The organism is Vibrio ostreicida (assembly GCF_013074385.2).
Classification (GTDB): Bacteria; Pseudomonadota; Gammaproteobacteria; order Enterobacterales; family Vibrionaceae; genus Vibrio; species Vibrio ostreicida.
The window spans coordinates 342,970-360,109 of the sequence record NZ_JABEYA020000001.1; the positions used below are offsets into that span (position 1 = coordinate 342,970).

15 protein-coding genes are annotated in these 17,140 nt (G+C 47.9%); 10 read left to right on the forward strand and 5 right to left on the reverse strand.

Annotation, left to right across the window (positions count from 1 at the left end):
* Positions 1–65 precede the first annotated feature (65 nt).
* Complete coding sequence (locus HLM86_RS01560) at positions 66–830, reverse strand: DNA repair protein (RefSeq protein WP_076585292.1); 765 nt, start codon at positions 828–830, stop codon at positions 66–68.
* 298 nt (positions 831–1,128) lie between these two features.
* Here HLM86_RS01560 and cysB point away from each other — a divergent pair, with 298 nt between their 5' ends.
* The 5 genes from cysB (at position 1,129) to HLM86_RS01585 (ending at position 6,270) form a co-directional block, all read left to right on the forward strand.
* On the forward strand, positions 1,129–2,103 hold the full coding sequence (gene cysB, locus HLM86_RS01565; RefSeq protein ID WP_076585291.1) for an HTH-type transcriptional regulator CysB: 975 nt from the start codon (positions 1,129–1,131) through the stop codon (positions 2,101–2,103).
* 54 nt (positions 2,104–2,157) lie between these two features.
* The gene (locus HLM86_RS01570; RefSeq protein WP_170882238.1) at positions 2,158–3,366 is read left to right on the forward strand and encodes a methyltransferase; all 1,209 of its coding nucleotides are present in this window, start codon (positions 2,158–2,160) and stop codon (positions 3,364–3,366) included.
* 148 nt (positions 3,367–3,514) lie between these two features.
* On the forward strand, positions 3,515–4,480 hold the full coding sequence (locus HLM86_RS01575) for an ABC transporter substrate-binding protein (RefSeq protein WP_076585289.1): 966 nt from the start codon (positions 3,515–3,517) through the stop codon (positions 4,478–4,480).
* A 56-nt stretch (positions 4,481–4,536) separates the two neighbouring features.
* Positions 4,537–5,421, forward strand: a complete 885-nt coding sequence (locus HLM86_RS01580) for an ABC transporter permease (RefSeq protein WP_076585287.1) — start codon at positions 4,537–4,539, stop codon at positions 5,419–5,421.
* Between the two features lie 54 nt (positions 5,422–5,475).
* Positions 5,476–6,270 (forward strand): ABC transporter ATP-binding protein, encoded by a 795-nt coding sequence (locus HLM86_RS01585; RefSeq protein ID WP_076585284.1) that lies wholly within the window; start codon positions 5,476–5,478, stop codon positions 6,268–6,270.
* A gap of 15 nt (positions 6,271–6,285) precedes the next feature.
* Here the strand turns inward: HLM86_RS01585 and dusC are convergent, their stop codons facing one another.
* Positions 6,286–7,269: a tRNA dihydrouridine(16) synthase DusC gene (dusC, locus tag HLM86_RS01590; protein WP_170882122.1), complete on the reverse strand. Its 984-nt coding sequence runs from the start codon at positions 7,267–7,269 to the stop codon at positions 6,286–6,288.
* Positions 7,270–7,434: 165 nt separating this feature from the next.
* Between dusC and HLM86_RS01595 the strand changes: the two genes are divergently transcribed.
* The 4 genes from HLM86_RS01595 (at position 7,435) to serS (ending at position 11,476) form a co-directional block, all read left to right on the forward strand.
* Positions 7,435–8,046: an SEC-C metal-binding domain-containing protein gene (locus tag HLM86_RS01595; protein WP_076585280.1), complete on the forward strand. Its 612-nt coding sequence runs from the start codon at positions 7,435–7,437 to the stop codon at positions 8,044–8,046.
* Between the two features lie 82 nt (positions 8,047–8,128).
* Positions 8,129–8,725 (forward strand): outer membrane lipoprotein periplasmic chaperone LolA, encoded by a 597-nt coding sequence (gene lolA, locus HLM86_RS01600; RefSeq protein ID WP_170882121.1) that lies wholly within the window; start codon positions 8,129–8,131, stop codon positions 8,723–8,725.
* Complete coding sequence (locus HLM86_RS01605) at positions 8,722–10,074, forward strand: replication-associated recombination protein A (protein ID WP_217702080.1); 1,353 nt, start codon at positions 8,722–8,724, stop codon at positions 10,072–10,074. The genes lolA and HLM86_RS01605 overlap by 4 nt, the downstream gene beginning before the upstream one ends.
* A 94-nt stretch (positions 10,075–10,168) precedes the next feature.
* Positions 10,169–11,476: a serine--tRNA ligase gene (gene serS / locus HLM86_RS01610; RefSeq protein WP_076585273.1), complete on the forward strand. Its 1,308-nt coding sequence runs from the start codon at positions 10,169–10,171 to the stop codon at positions 11,474–11,476.
* A 46-nt stretch (positions 11,477–11,522) separates the two neighbouring features.
* Here the strand turns inward: serS and HLM86_RS01615 are convergent, their stop codons facing one another.
* On the reverse strand, positions 11,523–12,395 hold the full coding sequence (locus tag HLM86_RS01615) for an NAD(P)-dependent oxidoreductase (RefSeq protein ID WP_170882120.1): 873 nt from the start codon (positions 12,393–12,395) through the stop codon (positions 11,523–11,525).
* Between the two features lie 281 nt (positions 12,396–12,676).
* Here HLM86_RS01615 and HLM86_RS01620 point away from each other — a divergent pair, with 281 nt between their 5' ends.
* On the forward strand, positions 12,677–14,017 hold the full coding sequence (locus HLM86_RS01620) for an aminotransferase-like domain-containing protein (protein WP_170882119.1): 1,341 nt from the start codon (positions 12,677–12,679) through the stop codon (positions 14,015–14,017).
* Between the two features lie 63 nt (positions 14,018–14,080).
* On the opposite strand, the gene ansA is transcribed toward HLM86_RS01620, so the two are convergent.
* A complete protein-coding gene (gene ansA, locus HLM86_RS01625) occupies positions 14,081–15,097 on the reverse strand; it encodes an asparaginase (protein WP_076585267.1) in 1,017 nt (338 codons plus the stop codon).
* Positions 15,098–15,242: 145 nt separating this feature from the next.
* Complete coding sequence (gene sppA / locus HLM86_RS01630; protein ID WP_170882118.1) at positions 15,243–17,093, reverse strand: signal peptide peptidase SppA; 1,851 nt, start codon at positions 17,091–17,093, stop codon at positions 15,243–15,245.
* Positions 17,094–17,140: the final 47 nt, after the last annotated feature.

Below are 17,140 nucleotides of genomic sequence, written 5' to 3' on the forward strand. Positions count from 1 at the left end.
AGTTATTCAATCAAGAGAAAAGGCCGCAATTGCGGCCTTTTGAGATAATGGCTGAAGGGATTATATTACCATTTTTTCTTTTCGCCAAAGAGTTCGTCCATATCATTTTTACGCTGATCTTCTTCGATTTGATGAAGTTCTTCGGCATTTTTAGAATGGCGCTTATTCTCAAGGTCATCGAGCATCTGTTGTAGCTTTTCTCGGGCTTGGTTGGAGTAGTTATCATTCTTGTTACTCAACACGTCCAGCCCTTTTTTCAAGAGCTGTAATGCCGTTCCGGGCTGGCCACGTACAATGGAATCATTGGCCCTTTTGATGACATTTTCGATGTTGATCCGCACCTGAATCGTCTCTAAGCGTCCATTTTCTGCGACGTAGCCTTGGGTATCGAGGCGTCCCTTATTGTGTTCACTGCGGATGGTATCGCGTAGGCGTTTAACCAATTTCAGCATGACGATTGCTTGTTTGTCACTCGATGGGGTTTTGAATTCGGTGCTTTCGCCGCCCTTAGCGTTTTCCTTGAGCTGCTTTATTTGTTGCTTAACGTGTGCAACGCGTTGTTCAAGCTGTTTGTTCTTAGGATCAAGTTCAAACATACTCTCTAAAGAATCGAGAATCCGACCGTTAAGACAGATCAAAAGCTCTTTGCTGTAAGGGACATTGTTTGCGTGCCCAATCAGCTCTTCAGTGGCGTCGATAATTGCCAGATATCTGGCCCCTTCCTGCTTGCGAGCACTTTCGACTTTGACTTTGTACTGCAGCATAATGTTATAGCCAAGGACTAATACTAGTAAGATGGCAACTAAAGCTATGATTAACCCAATATTCATAAATTCCGTATCTTATGTTTGTTGGCTAGCGAGTAAGGATACACGCTTTCAAAGAAACCCTGCACCCTATTGTACATTATTATGTTTTCGCCGCTAAATATTAATGAAAACTCTGATCTATGAATGAATTATGAGTCATAGATTACAAAAAAGTCATCTAATTTTTAAAATTGCTCTTAAGTGAGATTACCGATTTATCCAAATAGGCTATCAATTTCAATCAAGAGGCGTTATAACTAAATATTATAAACCAAATTAGCTCAATGTGAGCAACTGACAAAGGATGGCCGGGGGCAGAATGAAGCTACAGCAACTGAAGTATATTGTTGAGGTACTCAATCACAATCTCAATGTCTCTGCTACGGCAGAAAATTTGTACACTTCTCAACCCGGTATTAGCAAGCAAGTTCGACTCTTAGAAGACGAACTGGGGATCCAGATTTTTGAGCGTAGCGGTAAACACCTCACTCAAGTGACATCAGCGGGTGAAGATATTATACGTATCTCTCAAGAAATTCTGTCCAGAGTAGAGAGCATTAAAGCGGTTGCTGGGGAACATACTCATCCAGAAATGGGCACTTTGAATATTTCAACCACGCACACACAAGCTCGTTATGCGCTGCCTGATGTGATCAAAGGCTTCACCGCGAGATACCCAAAAGTTTCATTGCACATGCATCAAGGTACTCCGACACAGATGTCCGAGGCCATCGCCAAAGGGACGGCTAATTTTGCTATTGCAACCGAAGCGTTACACTTGTATCAAGATGCCATCATGTTGCCTTGTTACCACTGGAACCGTTCGATTGTAGTACCTAAAGATCACCCACTGGCGCAGAAAGGCGAGCTGTCGATTGAAGATCTGGCCGCTTACCCTATCGTGACTTATGTCTTCGGCTTTACTGGTCGCTCAGAGTTAGATGCGGCATTCAACAAAGTGGGCTTGACGCCCAGAGTCGTCTTCACCGCCACGGATGCTGATGTTATTAAGACCTACGTGCGTATGGGTATTGGTGTGGGCGTGATTGCCAGCATGGCCATCGATAAAGAACAAGATGAAGACTTGGTGGCGATTGACGCCAGTCATCTGTTTGGTGCGAGTACGACCAGCATTGGTTTTCGTCGCGGCAGTTTTCTTCGCTCCTACATGTTTGATTTTATGGAACGTTTCGCTCCTCACCTGACAAGACCTGTGGTGGAGCAAGCTTTGTCGCTAAAGTCGAGTGTAGAGATAGAGAAAATGTTCAAAGATATTGAGCTCCCGGTGCGTTAAGACTTTCTTATGAACAAGCTTCTCTCTAAAATAGGCAAAGATCTGGGGGGAAGTATGCAAAACACCTTTAAACAACTCGACGCCTTTTTACTGCTTCATCAGGAATTTTGGCGTTTGGAGCCCTTCTTCGCGAGTTTGGATGATTGTTTACCCTGGCAATCAAGCCACCCTGAATTATGCGCTTGGCTATCCGCACTGACACCATCACAAATACAATCTCTTAAATCTGACCCTGACCATTTGTCTCAACATCTGCTGCCATTTATTCCATCTTTGTCGCAGACAGCGCTGTTAACTCGGCTTGAACGCATTACTCTAAAAGGTCTGGCTCTAAGCCGGGGCATTGATGCTGGTATACCAGGTCGAAAATTGGCACAAATTGTTGCATTAGGTGAGGCGGCGCTTTCTGATCATCAGCAAAGTGAGTGGCTGGAGTGGTGTGCTGGAAAAGGCTTTTTGGGTCGAATACTCGCTAGCCATAGCCAGCAACGGGTAACCAGTTTTGAATTTCAGCCTGCTTTGTGTGAAGCAGGCCAGCACATCGCACAAGAGTACAAGCTGCCGATGACGTTTGTTCAGGGAGACGCTTTAACCGAAAACGCCGCTGTTGTGCTTAATTCCCGTCAACATGCTGTTGCTTTGCATGCTTGTGGTGACTTGCACGTTTCATTAATCGAAAAGGCAGTCAAAGCGGGGGTTGCTGCCGTCACGCTTTCTCCGTGTTGTTACCACTTAATTACTGCCCAAGCATACCAGCCTTTGTCTCGATTGGCCCAGACATCGGATCTTGACCTCAATAAGAAAGAACTTCGCATCCCGCTCCAAGAAACGGTTACAGGAGGTGAGCGGGTCAGAAAGCATCGTTTCCTTGAGATGGTTTATCGGCTGGGTTTTGATGTACTGTTAAGGCAAGCTGTCGGGCACCACCAGTACGTTAATGTTCCCAGCATTAAGAAATCACAGCTTACAGACGGGTTTGAGGCTTTTTGTCATTGGGCTGCGGATCAAAAAGAGATCACCTTACCTCAAGGAATTGCTTGGCAAGAGTTTGAAGATAAAGGCGAACAACGTTATTGGCAAATGGAGCGAATAAGCCTGATTCAGCAGCCGTTTCGCCGTAGCCTTGAAATGTGGTTGGTTTTGGACAAATCCCTGTATCTGGTTGAGCATGGTTACCATGTCTGTGTCGAAACATTTTGTGATAAACAGGTAACACCCCGCAATATACTTATCCGAGCTCGCAAAAAGGCGACCGCTACGTAGCTCTAAGTTTGTTGATTTATTGTTAAATCACTCTTTCAATTTCTCTAACTTGTTGGTAATAATGAATCAGGTGAACAAAAAGTGTTCACTTTGACTGGTCAGTCACGAACACCAGTTTCCTCATTTTCGCCGAATCCAAGGAGTTGAAATGAAAGCAAGAATAGCGACGGCAACAGCGGTTGTGATCAGCACTGCGTTGCTGTTTTCACCAAGTACCATGGCAAAAACCGCCAAGGTCGCAGTGTCACAGATCGTAGAGCATCCTGCTCTCAATGCGACTCGTCAGGGTCTTCTTGATGGCTTGGAGTCACAGGGCTACCAACAAGGTAAGAACTTGGTCTTTGATTACAAAACTGCACAAGGCAACCCGGCGATTGCCGTTCAGATCGCGCGCCAATTTGTGGGTGAAAAGCCTGATGTTTTGGTGGGTATCGCGACCCCAACCGCCCAAGCTTTGGTCTCTGCGACCCGTACCATCCCGATTGTGTTTACTGCAGTCACCGATCCGGTTGGTGCCAAATTGGTGAAAAACGTGCAGCAACCGGGCAAAAATGTTACCGGACTATCAGACCTTTCCCCCGTCAGTCAGCACGTTGACTTGATCAAAGAAATCTTACCCGAAGTGAAATCAATTGGCGTTGTCTACAATCCAGGGGAGGCGAACGCGGTTACTTTAGTCAAACTGTTTAAACAAAGTGCTCAGGCGCAGGGCATCAAGGTTGTTGAAGCCACGGCACTCAAAAGTGCCGACGTTCAGTCCGCCACACGAGCCATCGCAGAACAATCCGATGTGATTTATGCGCCAACCGACAACACTGTAGCCAGTGCTATCGAAGGCATGATCGTCGCGGCCAATCAAGCGAAAACCCCCGTATTTGGTGGTGATACTTCCTACGTCGATAAAGGGGCATTAGCCAGCTTGGGTTTTGATTACTATCAGGTGGGGATCCAGACGGCCGACTACGTGGTTGCGATTCTTAATGGTGCTGCGCCCGGCACTCTAGAGGTCAAGGTCGCGAAAGGCTCCGATCTTATTGTCAGTGCTCGCGCCGCTAAAGCTCTCGATATTACCCTGCCTGCATCGGTGTTAAGTCGGGCTACCAGCATTAAATAAGCAACCACATTAAGGAGAAGATCTTCTTTAACTGAAGAGCAGGAGAGGGAGCCGATATGTCTGCTTTTGCATTTTTTGGCGCGATAGAAATTGGTTTGGTCTATGGATTAGTGGCGTTGGGCGTCTATCTGACTTTTCGGGTACTGGATTTTCCGGATCTTAGTGTAGACGGCAGTTTCCCCATGGGCGCCGCGGTCGCTGCAACCGCGATTGTCGGCGGCGTTAACCCATGGCTGGCAACTGTCATGGCCATACTAGCTGGTGCGGCGACAGGCTGGGTAACCGCATTTTTGGCTGTTCGATGTGGCATATTGCATTTACTTGCGTCCATATTAACCATGATCGCTGCCTTCTCCATCAATATACGCATTATGGGCAGGCCAAATATGGCGTTGTTAGGTGAAGACACTATATTGACGCCTTTCGACGCTTGGGGAGAGCCGATGTTGGTGCGACCATTGTTGGTCGGGGGGCTGGTTTTATTGTCGGCTTGGTTGGTGATCCGCCTACTCAACAGTGATTTTGGCCTTGGCCTGAGATCAACGGGTGTCAATGCACGAATGGCGTCCGCGCAGGGTGTGAATACCGCATTTTACACCTATTTTGGTTTGGCCTTGTCGAATGGTTTTGTCGGTTTTTCCGGCGCATTGTTTGCCCAAACCAATAGTTTTGCTGATGTCACGTCAGGGGTTGGTACCATAGTGGTTGGTTTGGCTGCGGTGATCTTGGGCCAGACGTTACTGCCGGGCAAAAAAATTTGGGTCGCAGTGGTGGCCGTGGTCCTAGGCTCAATTTTGTATCGTCTTGCGATCGCATTTGCACTCAGTACTGGTATGTTTGGTCTTCAGGCATCTGACCTTAATTTGGTCACGGCTATTTTGGTGGCAATGGCCTTGATCATGCCCAAGATAAAAGGGAACCTGAAGTCAAAAAAAGCCTAACATGACTTTGTCTGAATGGTGCAACGGTAGTGGTTATAAACGAGGGGTGAGTCCATGATTGAGCTAGACAATATTCAGGTTACTTTCAACCGAGGTACTATTCTCGAACATGTTGCACTCAAAGGGGTGTCACTGGTTGTACCCCAGCATCAATTTCTTACAGTTATTGGTTCCAATGGTGCAGGAAAATCAACCCTACTTGGTGCCGTTACTGGAGAAACGTTGATGGCCGGAGGGCGGGTACTTATCGATACCCTTGAGGTCACTCATAAAACGGCAGCGCAGCGCGCTAGCCAATGTGCACGGGTCTTTCAAGATCCCCTTGCGGGAACCTGTGCCAACTTAAGCATCGAAGAAAACATGGCACTTGCCTTGATGCGCGGTAAGCGACGGGGGTGGCGACTGTCCCTGTCGACCCAACGCCGAAAACTCTTTCAGGAGCGGATCCGCATCTTGGGCTTAGGGCTTGAAGATCGCTTAGGTGACAACATCGGCTTATTGTCGGGTGGTCAGCGCCAAGCTGTGAGCCTGATCATGGCCACCCTGTCGGAGTGTAAATTATTGCTGTTGGATGAACATACGGCAGCGTTAGATCCCAGAATGGCTTCTTTCATCATCGATTTAACGCAGAAAATTGTGGACGAGTTTAAGTTGACCGTCATCATGGTGACCCATTCAATGAAAGATGCGTTAGCATGCGGCGATCGTACTGTGATGCTCCATCAGGGTGAGGTAGTCCTCGATATTGCTGGGCAAAAGAGGGCCAGCATGCAAGTTGCTGACCTACTGGAGATGTTCAGTAAAGTGAGGGGGGAGGAGCTGGCAGATGACAGCTTGCTCCTTAATTGAGCCAATCATAGTCGCTTACAAGCCAGTTGAAGCTTGGGACGCCTGTAGCGTGGTCTGATGTTGCTGCTGGTACTCAGTGATACGGGCGACAATGGGCTCTGCCTTGTTAAAGGTGCGAATCTCACGAAAAAGATCGCTGGCCTGTGCGTATTGGTTACGGAGGTAGGAGAACCACTGCTTGACACGATTAGGATAATAGAGGCCTTTGTCTCCTTTCATTTCATACTGAGAGTAAAGCAGTAACAATTCGACGACCTCAGGCCATGGCATTATATTGTGATTGTGTTTAACCACATTACCTAAGTTAGGGACATTGAAAGCGCCGCGACAGACCATCAGTGAGTCTACCCCTGTTGTGTCGATGCACGACTGGCCATCTTGGTAATTCCAGATTTCACCATTGGCAATCAAAGGAATGGTAAAGCGTTCGCGGATTTGGTTGATGTAATCCCATTTGATTTCACTGGCCTTATAACCGCCGGTTTTAGTTCTGGCGTGTACGGTCAGTTCATTGGCTCCAGCGCTTTGAATGGCATCGACGATCTCAAAACAATCGGCGGGGTTATCCCATCCAAGACGTATCTTCGCAGTCAGGGGAATGTGCGGTGGAATTGCATCACGGCATGATTTTACGACTTGATGTATCACTTCTGGGTGTTGTAGCAGTGCCGCACCGCCTTTACTTTTGTTGACAAGTTTAGCTGGGCAACCAAAGTTGATGTCGACCCCTCTTGCCCCCAGCTCTGCAGCACGCACGGCATTTTCAGCCATCCAGTGAGGATCTTGGCCCAACAACTGAATATGAACGGGAACGCCAGATTTGGTTTGAGAGCCTTGTTTAAGCTCTGGACAAAGGCGATAGAATACGTGCTCTGGTAATAACTGATCCACAACTCGGACGAACTCGGTAACACAGAGATCATAGTCATTGATATCGGTTAAAATTTCTCGCATTAAATGGTCTAGCACACCCTCCATAGGGCCCAGAACAACTCGCATAACAATCTCTCCAGTTAGGGAGGCGTGATTTTAGAGGTACAACACAAAAATGTCACTATTTGCGTCGGTTTTGATCAACAATGATTTTCACTGGTATGCTTAGTGATCCCAACCGCGGCATCAGGTTATACTATCCCTTCACTCTCTTAACCCAAAGACAATAGAATGCGCGACCAATTACTCAACCTTGCTCTTGCCCACAGCGATGCATCGCCTCTTTTTCTGGAAGGCGTAGTTCTGGCGGCGAATATGGCCATGAAGCCATTGGCCCCAGAAAGTTGGCTTGCTGATGTATTTGGAGAGGATGCCCCGTCGGTCAAAAAGTCCATTGAGGCGCATATTCATCAGCAATACAACGCGCTAAAGCGAAATGAATACTCGCTATTGGCGTTGCTTACTCCTCCTGAAGAGGAGCAGTTTTCTGATTTTTCTGCAGGTTTTATGACGTTATGGCCTGTGATTGAACCACAGTGGCGCGAGGCTGCGGTCGGCGATGGCACTTTACGCATGCTTCAAGCAATGCTCACCACCATGATGTTGGCGATTGACGAGTCACAAACGCAAGCGCAGATGATGGCCTCCGGCATTGACACGCCTCCGGCTTTGGCTGATTTACTTGACGCCTTTGATTTGATGATAAACGAAGTCGCTCAAGCAGCGGATGCCGTTTTAGTTGGCAGCCAATCTCAACGCGTCAATCCATTCAAACACATCGGCCGCAATGATGACTGTCTGTGCGGCAGCGGAAAAAAATTTAAACAGTGTTGTGGTCAATAGAACAAAGTTAACGTTCTTCGGTCAAAAACACCGATATATCGCGGTATAAGGTCGTATTCACGGCGAAATAGGAAGATAAAAAATGAAAAAAATGACGGTGTTATTTTTGTTGAGCTTTTCGGTAATGGCAGCACCCAAAGACGAGTTAAGCCAGCGGCTACAGATAGCGGACGGATTCACTGCCAACTTTACACAGCAACTGATTAGCCCTGAAGGCGACATGTTGACAGAAGGGCAAGGTCAGGTAGAGATAGCCCGCCCGAGCCTGTTTCGCTGGACCACGACCGCTCCAGATGAAAATGTACTGGTGTCGGATGGTCAGTCCTTGTGGTATTACAGCCCGTTTATTGAGCAGGTCAGCATTTATTCACAGGAGCAGGCGACACAGCAGACTCCCTTTGTGCTGTTGACCCGAAACCGCGCCAGCGATTGGGACAACTACCGCGTTGCCCAGAAAGGCGATATGTTTACTTTAACACCGACGGCAGCTGACAGTAATCAGGGCCAATTCAAATTGAATATCAATACCAAAGGCGTGGTGAAGGGCTTTAGTGTCATCGAACAAGATGGGCAGCAGAGCACTTTCAAGTTTAACGAGGTCAAGTTGGTTAAGCCCAGTGCGGAGCGTTTTACGTTTACTATTCCTGAAGGTGTTGAGGTTGACGATCAAAGGAACTGACCGTGAGTAACTATTCATTGGACTTCTCAGGTGATGAGGACTTCCGTCCTCTCGCGGCTAAGATGCGTCCACAAACGCTCGACCAATACATAGGGCAACAACACATACTTGGCCCCGGTAAACCCTTGCGACGTGCGTTGGAATCTGGCCACGTGCATTCTATGATCTTGTGGGGACCGCCGGGCACGGGAAAAACGACTTTGGCGGAAGTCGCGGCAAACTACGCCAATGCTGAAGTGGAGCGTGTTTCTGCAGTGACATCGGGGGTAAAAGATATCCGTGTCGCGATTGAAAAAGCACGTGAAAACAAGCACGCAGGTCGCAGAACCATCCTATTTGTTGATGAGGTCCACCGTTTTAATAAGTCACAGCAGGATGCTTTTTTGCCGCACGTCGAAGATGGCACCATTACCTTTATCGGCGCGACCACTGAAAATCCGTCATTCGAGTTAAACAACGCCTTGCTGTCTCGGGCTCGGGTCTACAAGTTGACCTCATTATCACAACCGGACATCCGTTTGGCGCTGCAACAGGCGATTTCCGACAAATCGCGTGGCCTAGGCCAGTTTAAAGCTTGCTTTGTCGACAATGTGATTGACCGTTTGGCGGAACTGGTTAATGGTGATGCGCGCATGTCACTCAATTACTTAGAATTGCTCTATGATATGGCGGAGGAAACGCCGCAGGGTGAAAAACACATCACCTTGGCTTTATTGGCGGAAGTCGCTGGAGAAAAGGTGGCTCGTTTCGACAACAAAGGCGATATCTGGTACGACTTAATTTCGGCGGTTCATAAGTCGATTAGAGGCTCCAACCCTGACGCCGCTCTTTACTGGTCGGCGAGAATGATCGCTGCGGGTTGTGATCCTCTCTACATCGCACGGCGACTGCTGGCGATTGCCTCGGAAGACATCGGTAATGCTGACCCGCGAGCGATGCAGATCGCCTTATCGGCGTGGGACTGCTTTACTCGGGTAGGTCCAGCCGAAGGGGAAAGGGCGATCGCTCAGGCGATTGTATATCTGGCTTGCGCTCCCAAAAGTAACGCGGTCTACACGGCTTGGAAACAAGCACTCCAAGATGCCAACAATCAACCTGAATACGAAGTTCCCGCACATTTACGCAACGCCCCAACGGATTTAATGAAAGATCTCGGTTACGGAGCTGAATACCGTTACGCTCATGATGAGCCTGGAGCGTATGCGGCGGGTGAACAATATCTCCCGCCCGAATTGGCTCAAAACCGCTACTATTTTCCTACAAACCGGGGTTTGGAAGCGAAAATTGGCGAAAAGTTAGATTATCTAGAAAGTTTAGATACAAAAAGCCTACAAAAGCGCTATGAATAAGCGCTTTTTTTGGATACATTTGTCCGGTTAATAACAAAAGCGTTTGAGCAGCAGGCTCAGGCGTATTTTCACAACTCAAAGCATAGGATTAACAATGCTGGATTCTAAATTACTTCGTACAGAGCTGGATGAAACAGCTGCAAAACTGGCGCGTCGGGGCTTTACGCTCGATGTAGAGACAATCCGTACACTTGAAGAACAACGCAAGTCGATTCAAGTAGAAGTTGAAAATTTACAATCCACGCGTAATTCAATCTCCAAGCAAGTTGGCCAGAAAATGGCGTCGGGAGACAAACAAGGTGCTGAAGAGATTAAAAAGCAGATTGGCACCCTAGGCAGTGATCTAGATGCTAAGAAGTTGGTGCTGGCAGAGATTCAGCTAAAGCTTGAGGACCTGACCCTATCGCTACCTAACTTGCCGGATGATCAAGTGCCTCAGGGTAAAGATGAAAATGACAACCTTGAAGTTGCTCGCTGGGGCGAACCTAAATCCTACGATTTTGAAGTGAAAGATCACGTTGATCTTGGCGAAATGGGCGGCGGTCTTGATTTCGCCAGTGCAACTAAGATTACTGGAGCACGTTTTATAGTGATGAAGGGGCAATTTGCCCGTTTGCACCGTGCCATCGCTCAGTTCATGCTTGACCTTCATACCGAACAACATGGCTATACTGAAATGTATATGCCGTATCTTGTCAACACGGATAGCCTTATCGGAACGGGGCAGTTACCTAAGTTTGGTGAAGACCTCTTCCACACTGAGCCGCTGACCGAAAAAGTCAATGATGAAGAGCCACGTAAACTGTCTCTGATCCCAACGGCTGAAGTGCCAATGACCAACATGGTTCGTGATACCATTGTCGATGAAGCTGATTTGCCCTTGAAGATGACAGCTCATACGCCTTGTTTCCGCTCTGAAGCCGGATCTTATGGGCGTGATACCCGTGGTCTGATTCGTATGCACCAGTTTGATAAAGTCGAGTTGGTCCATATCACTAAGCCTGAAGATTCAATGCAAGCGCTCGAAGCACTGACTGGCCATGCGGAGAAAGTTTTGCAGTTGCTGGAACTGCCTTACCGTAAAGTCATTCTATGTACCGGTGACATGGGCTTTGGTGCCTGTAAAACATACGATCTTGAAGTATGGGTTCCTGCACAACAAACTTATCGTGAGATTTCTTCTTGTTCCAATACAGGTGACTTCCAAGCACGTCGAATGCAAGCGCGTTTTCGTCGTAAAGGTGAAAAGAAACCTGAGTTGGTCCATACACTTAATGGCTCGGGTCTGGCGGTAGGACGCACCATGGTGGCGATCTTAGAGAACAATCAGCAAGCAGATGGTCGAATCGCGATCCCGTCTGTGTTGCAAAAATACATGGCTGGTGTGACTCATATCGGTTAACTGGTCAATAAAAGCCGGCGGTTTTGAAGCCGGCTTTTTTGTCTGTTTAATCTTGGTAAGCTTTGATTAATACCGAGGTATCCATTCGCCCATATCCTTGCTGTTGAAGAGAGTGATACATCGTATCGACCGCTTCAGTCATGGGTAGGTCTAAGCCCTGTTTTTTGACCTCATTGAGGCAAATACCCAAATCTTTTCGCATCCAGTCAATTGCAAAGCCAAAATCAAATTCTCCGCGTGACATAGTCACTGCACGATTTTCCATCTGCCAAGAGCCGGCGGCGCCGTGTTTCAGTACACTGGCAACCTGCTCAACATCCAGATTGACCGACTGGGCAAGTTGCAAAGCTTCACTCAGGCCTTGCAAAATTCCGGCGATACAGATTTGATTGACCATCTTACAGCGTTGCCCTTGGCCGTTTTCCCCCATAAGCACAGCTTGTTTAGCATAGACATCAAATACGGCAGTGAGAGAATCAAAGACTTGGGGCTGGCCGCCACACATAATGGTCAGAGTGCCGTTTTCGGCGCCTGCTTGCCCGCCGGAGACTGGGGCATCAATAAAGTGTACACCCTTATCTTGACACGCTTTGGCCAGCTCTAATGCCAGCTCGGCTGATGTCGTTGTGTGGTCAATAAGAATCGAACCGGAGGTCATGCCACTCAATACGCCATTAGCACCCAGCACTACACTACGAACATCGTCATCGTTACCGACACATACGGCGACAACATCGCGATCTTGCGCGGCTAATTTGGGTGTGCTGGCAAAGTCGCCATCATACTCTTTAGCCCATTGGCGTGCTTTCGCTTCAGTCCGGTTATAGACACAAGTCTTAAAACCAGCCTTGGCAAGATGACCCGCCACGGGGTAGCCCATGACACCTAAGCCAATAAAAGCAATGTTCTTTATTTCCATCCTGTTTCCCTTAATCAATCGTATCTATTTTTAAATCGTTAAATCGTTAAATCGTTAAATCGTTAAATCGTTAAATCGTTAAATCGTTAAATTCGTGAATTTGTCTTAATCATACGCACAAAACTCACACAGTGAACGAGTCCGTGATAACTTATGTCATTAATTAGAGCTCCTTAAATGACATATGTCAATATTAAATTAAAATAAGTGATGTGTGATATTTTTTCGATTAAACTAAGTCATAATGAAGGATTGACGACTCGGTAAACGGCAGAAAAGGGATGAGTGAGAGTAAATTTAACCAGATAGCAGACACCATAGAAGCGAGAATTGACCAAGGTGACTATCCAATCAACTTCAAGCTGCCCCCTCATCGTGCCTTAGCGGATGAATTGTCGACTACCCCTGCCACCGTGGCAAAAGCTTACAAATTGTTAGCGGATAAAGGTCGGGTTGAATCCTTTGTTGGACGAGGTACCTTTGTTTGCGGTGATACCTCGCTCACCCAAGCGATCCAACCACAAGACGACCAAAAAGAATTCAATTTTTCTATTCTTCAGCCGTGTCTGCAAAACAATATTCCCAGTTTAAAGGCAGCGATGATGAATGTCAGCGCCGAACTGACGGCAGATTCGATCGGGTACGCGGAGCACTCGGGTCATCATGCCCATCGCGAAGCTGGGGTTGCGTGGGCACGCGCCTTCGGGCTGAAGGGTGGCAATGCCAATAATACCTTGCTTACCCATGGCGCCCAGCATGGTTTGTCATTATTGATCCATGCTCTAACCGAACCTGGTGATAGCATTGCCGTTGAAGCTTTGACCTATCCCGGAATATTGGCGATTGCCAGCTTGTCTGGCCGGCAGGTTGTGTCGGTTGCAATGGACCAACAGGGCCTAATGGCAGACGAGTTAGAACAGGCGATTGCTCAGCACGATATCAAAGCTGTGATTACCTTGCCATCCCATCAGAATCCAACGGGCATCACCATGCCAATATTGCGGCGCCAAGAGATAGCCAAAGTGATTAACGATAACGAAATATGGCTAATAGAAGATGATATTTACGGATTTCTTAACCAGAGGCCATTGCCAGCGATCAGCAATTATGCCCCCGACTATGCTTTTCACTTGTCCGGTTTGTCTAAAGCAATCAGCCCAGCGCTTCGCTGTGGTTTTATGAAAGTACCAGAGAGTCAAGTTGGTGTTATCAGTGCACACATCCGAGCGAATATCTGGCTGTCTTCACCGCTCAACTATATGGCAGCCAGTCACCTTATTACATCGGGCGAAGCGTTTAAAATCAGTGCGACTCAGCGAGACATTGCTGACAGGCGGCAACGCATTGCGCGGGATATTTTAGCCGATGTACAGTGTACAGCTTCTGGTTATCACCTTTGGCTGCCATTACCTGCAGGCTGGGCACCAGAGCGATTCATCATCGAAGCGAAGGACCGAGGTCTGATTGTGAGCAGTGGCAGTTACTTCGATGCGTCTGGGCAAGGTACCCGACACATACGCCTGTCACTGATGTCGATCACTGAAGAGGGGCGCTTTAGGCAGGGCCTGAGTCAGTTGAAAGTATTGCTAGATTCACCGATGAGTGCGGCTTTTCCAATGTAAAACGATCCAGACGAAAAAAACCGGCTTTTGAAGCCGGTTTTTATAAAACAGAGTGTGGTTTGGCTAGACGCTCATTTCACCACGCAGAACCTGCTGCATCTCAACTTTGACTTGCTCGTAACTGAGATCTTGACTGAGCAAATAGTGAAGCTTGGCCAGCGCCGCTTCCGGCGTCATGTCGAAGCCACTGATCACCCCAGCTTCCGCGAGGGCACAACCCGTCGCATAGCCTCCCATATTCACTTTGCCTGCTAAACATTGGGTCAGGTTGACCACGATGACACCACGCTCTGAAGCGTCTTTCAAATGATCGAGTAATTCAGGGTTCTGTGGTGCATTGCCGACGCCAAATGTCAGCAGAATCATTGCATTGACCGGCTGCAACAAGGTATTGCGGATCACCTCGTGGGAAATGCCTGGGTACATGGTAATGACACCAATCGGTTGCGGCGTAATGTCGTGAACTTTGAATTGGCCTTGTGGTGTCGCTCCGACTTGGATGTCATTGCTGATCTGAATATTGATGCCCGCTTCAAGCAGAGCGGGGAGGTTGGGTGAAGTAAACGCATTGAAACCGTCAGCATGAGATTTGGTGCTGCGGTTGCCTCGCATCAATTTGTTGTTGAAAAACAACGTTACTTCATTGATCGGGTAATTTGCGGCAATGTGCAGCGCATTCAGCAAATTGGCTTGCCCATCAGAGCGCAGTTCGGCCAGCGGGATCTGTGAGCCTGTCACAATCACCGGCTTAGCTAAGTTTTCTAGCATAAAGGATAAGGCAGATGCGGTGTAGGCCATGGTATCGGTGCCATGAAGAATAACGAAACCGTCATATTTTTCATAGTTATCACGAATATCGTCTGCGATTTGTTGCCAATCTCTCGGCGTCATATCTGAAGAGTCGATTAAGGGGTCGTATTCGTGAATGGTAAACGCTGGCATTTCAGGACGCTGAAACTCTGGCATGCTGGCTAATTGTTTTTCCATAAAACCAGCGACAGGAACATAGCCGTGGTCATGGGATTTTTGCATACCAATGGTACCGCCCGTATAGGCGATATAAATGTGTTTTCTTGCCATTGCTTAAAAACCAGTAAATTATAGGGAACAGGAGCTGGGATTATATCTTAATCAGTAACAATAAAAAGGGGTATCCCGCACGGAATACCCCAGCACGGTACACACCCAGTTCAGTGGTCTGTACCGACAGGTCGAGCGTTGCAGATTACTGTGTTTGGCAGTTGAGGCAAAACGCGTATTGCCCTTTTGGATCATTAAAGCTGTTTAGTAAGTTCGCGTCCCCTGCCACTTGGCTGGCCAGAGGTTGCAGGGCTTTGGGTAACAAAGCCGTCGCATCAAGACCACTACTGATCTTGATTTGATCGACCAAACTCTGGAAGAACTGTTCTGTGGGGGAGAGTGGTTCCTCAACCCAATACAGGTTGTAGCTCTGTATGTCGGCCAAATCAGCAGCCACTTTGACCGCATCGTCAAAGTCACCCATTTGATCGACTAAACCATATTGTTCGGCATCAAGCCCTGTCCACACTCTACCCTGAGCAATATCATCCATTGTTTCTAACGGAATATTGCGGTGTTTGCTCACCAGTCCGACAAAGCGATGGTAACCATGCTCAATCCCCATTTGGAAAGCATCTGCCGCACCTTGTGACAAACCTGTGGTGATGCCGATACCTGAGAACGGGGACGTTCCGACACCATCGGTGTACACGCCCAGCTTGTTTAATCCTTTTTCGAACGTCGTGAACACACTAAAAATACCGATGGAGCCAGTGAGAGTAGTGGGTTGAGCAACAATGCGATCGGCATTCATCGAAATCCAGTAACCGCCGGACGCCGCTAAACTCGACATCGACGCGACCACAGGTTTACCTGCTTGTTTGAGAGCCTCTATTTCATTACGAATTACCTCAGAGGCAAATGCGCTACCACCTGGGCTGTCGACGCGCAGTACCACAGCTTTGACGTTGTCATCATTGCGCGCTTGGCGTAACAAATCGGCGACCGTATCGCCACCCGTGGCGCCGCGAGGTTGTTGACCATCCATGATAGCTCCGCTGGCGACCACAATCGCAATGTCTTGCTGCGATATCTTGTACTGAGATGGCATCGTTGCCAGATATTGGTAGTAACCGATCGACTTATAGTTGTCTTCGCCATCACTGCCAAAAACGTCCACCAAAGCGGCACGCACTTGCTGGCGGTTGGCGAGTTCATCGACCAAGCCTAGGTCGAGCGACAAGGCTGCCACATCGCCTCCTTGTTGTTTCAGTAAAGTAAGGAATTCTTCCATAGTTGGATTGAGCGTTTGCGCGGAAAGTTGGCGATTAGTCGCCACATCGTCGACATAGGCGCCCCAAAGTTGATCTAACCAGCGTGACGCAGAGGTTTTAGCGGGCTGTGACATACTGTCACGCGTAAACGGTTCAATTGCGGATTTGTAAGTGCCGACACGGAACACATGCGTATTAACATCGAGCTTTTCCAGTAAGGTTTTGTAGTATAACGAATACGCGCTATAGCCTTTAATCATCACCGCGCCATCGGGGGACAAATAAACCTTATCGGCATAACTGGCGAGATAATATTGGCTTTGATTATAAAAATCGCCGACGGCATAGATGGGTTTGCCCGCCGCTTTAAACTCATTGAGCGCTTTCGCTATGTAGCGCAGCTTGGTGAGGTTGGTTTCCGGCATATCTTGTAAAGCCAAAACTATGCCAGTGATTTTTTCATCATCCTTGGCATGACGAATGGCGTCAACAATATCAAACAATACGTTTTCCCGCGGGATCTCCTGACCAAACATGGAACCAGTAAATGAGTCCATCGGGTTGATATAGGAAGATTGTTCGACAATTGGGCCTGAAATATCAACCACGAGAGCTGATGCTTGAGGCACAGAAGGTACTGGCGCCTCAGCGCTCGAATAGAGAAAGTAGATCACCCCGAGCGTCAGGATAAAAATCAGGTTCACTAAAGCAAGTCGAATAAATGAGATCAGTTTCCAGATCCCTTTAAAAATTAAACCCACTGACTTAAATAGTTTTTTCATTGTGGCTCCGCTGTGTCTGGCACAGGTATAGGCCTTTGTGCTAAGGC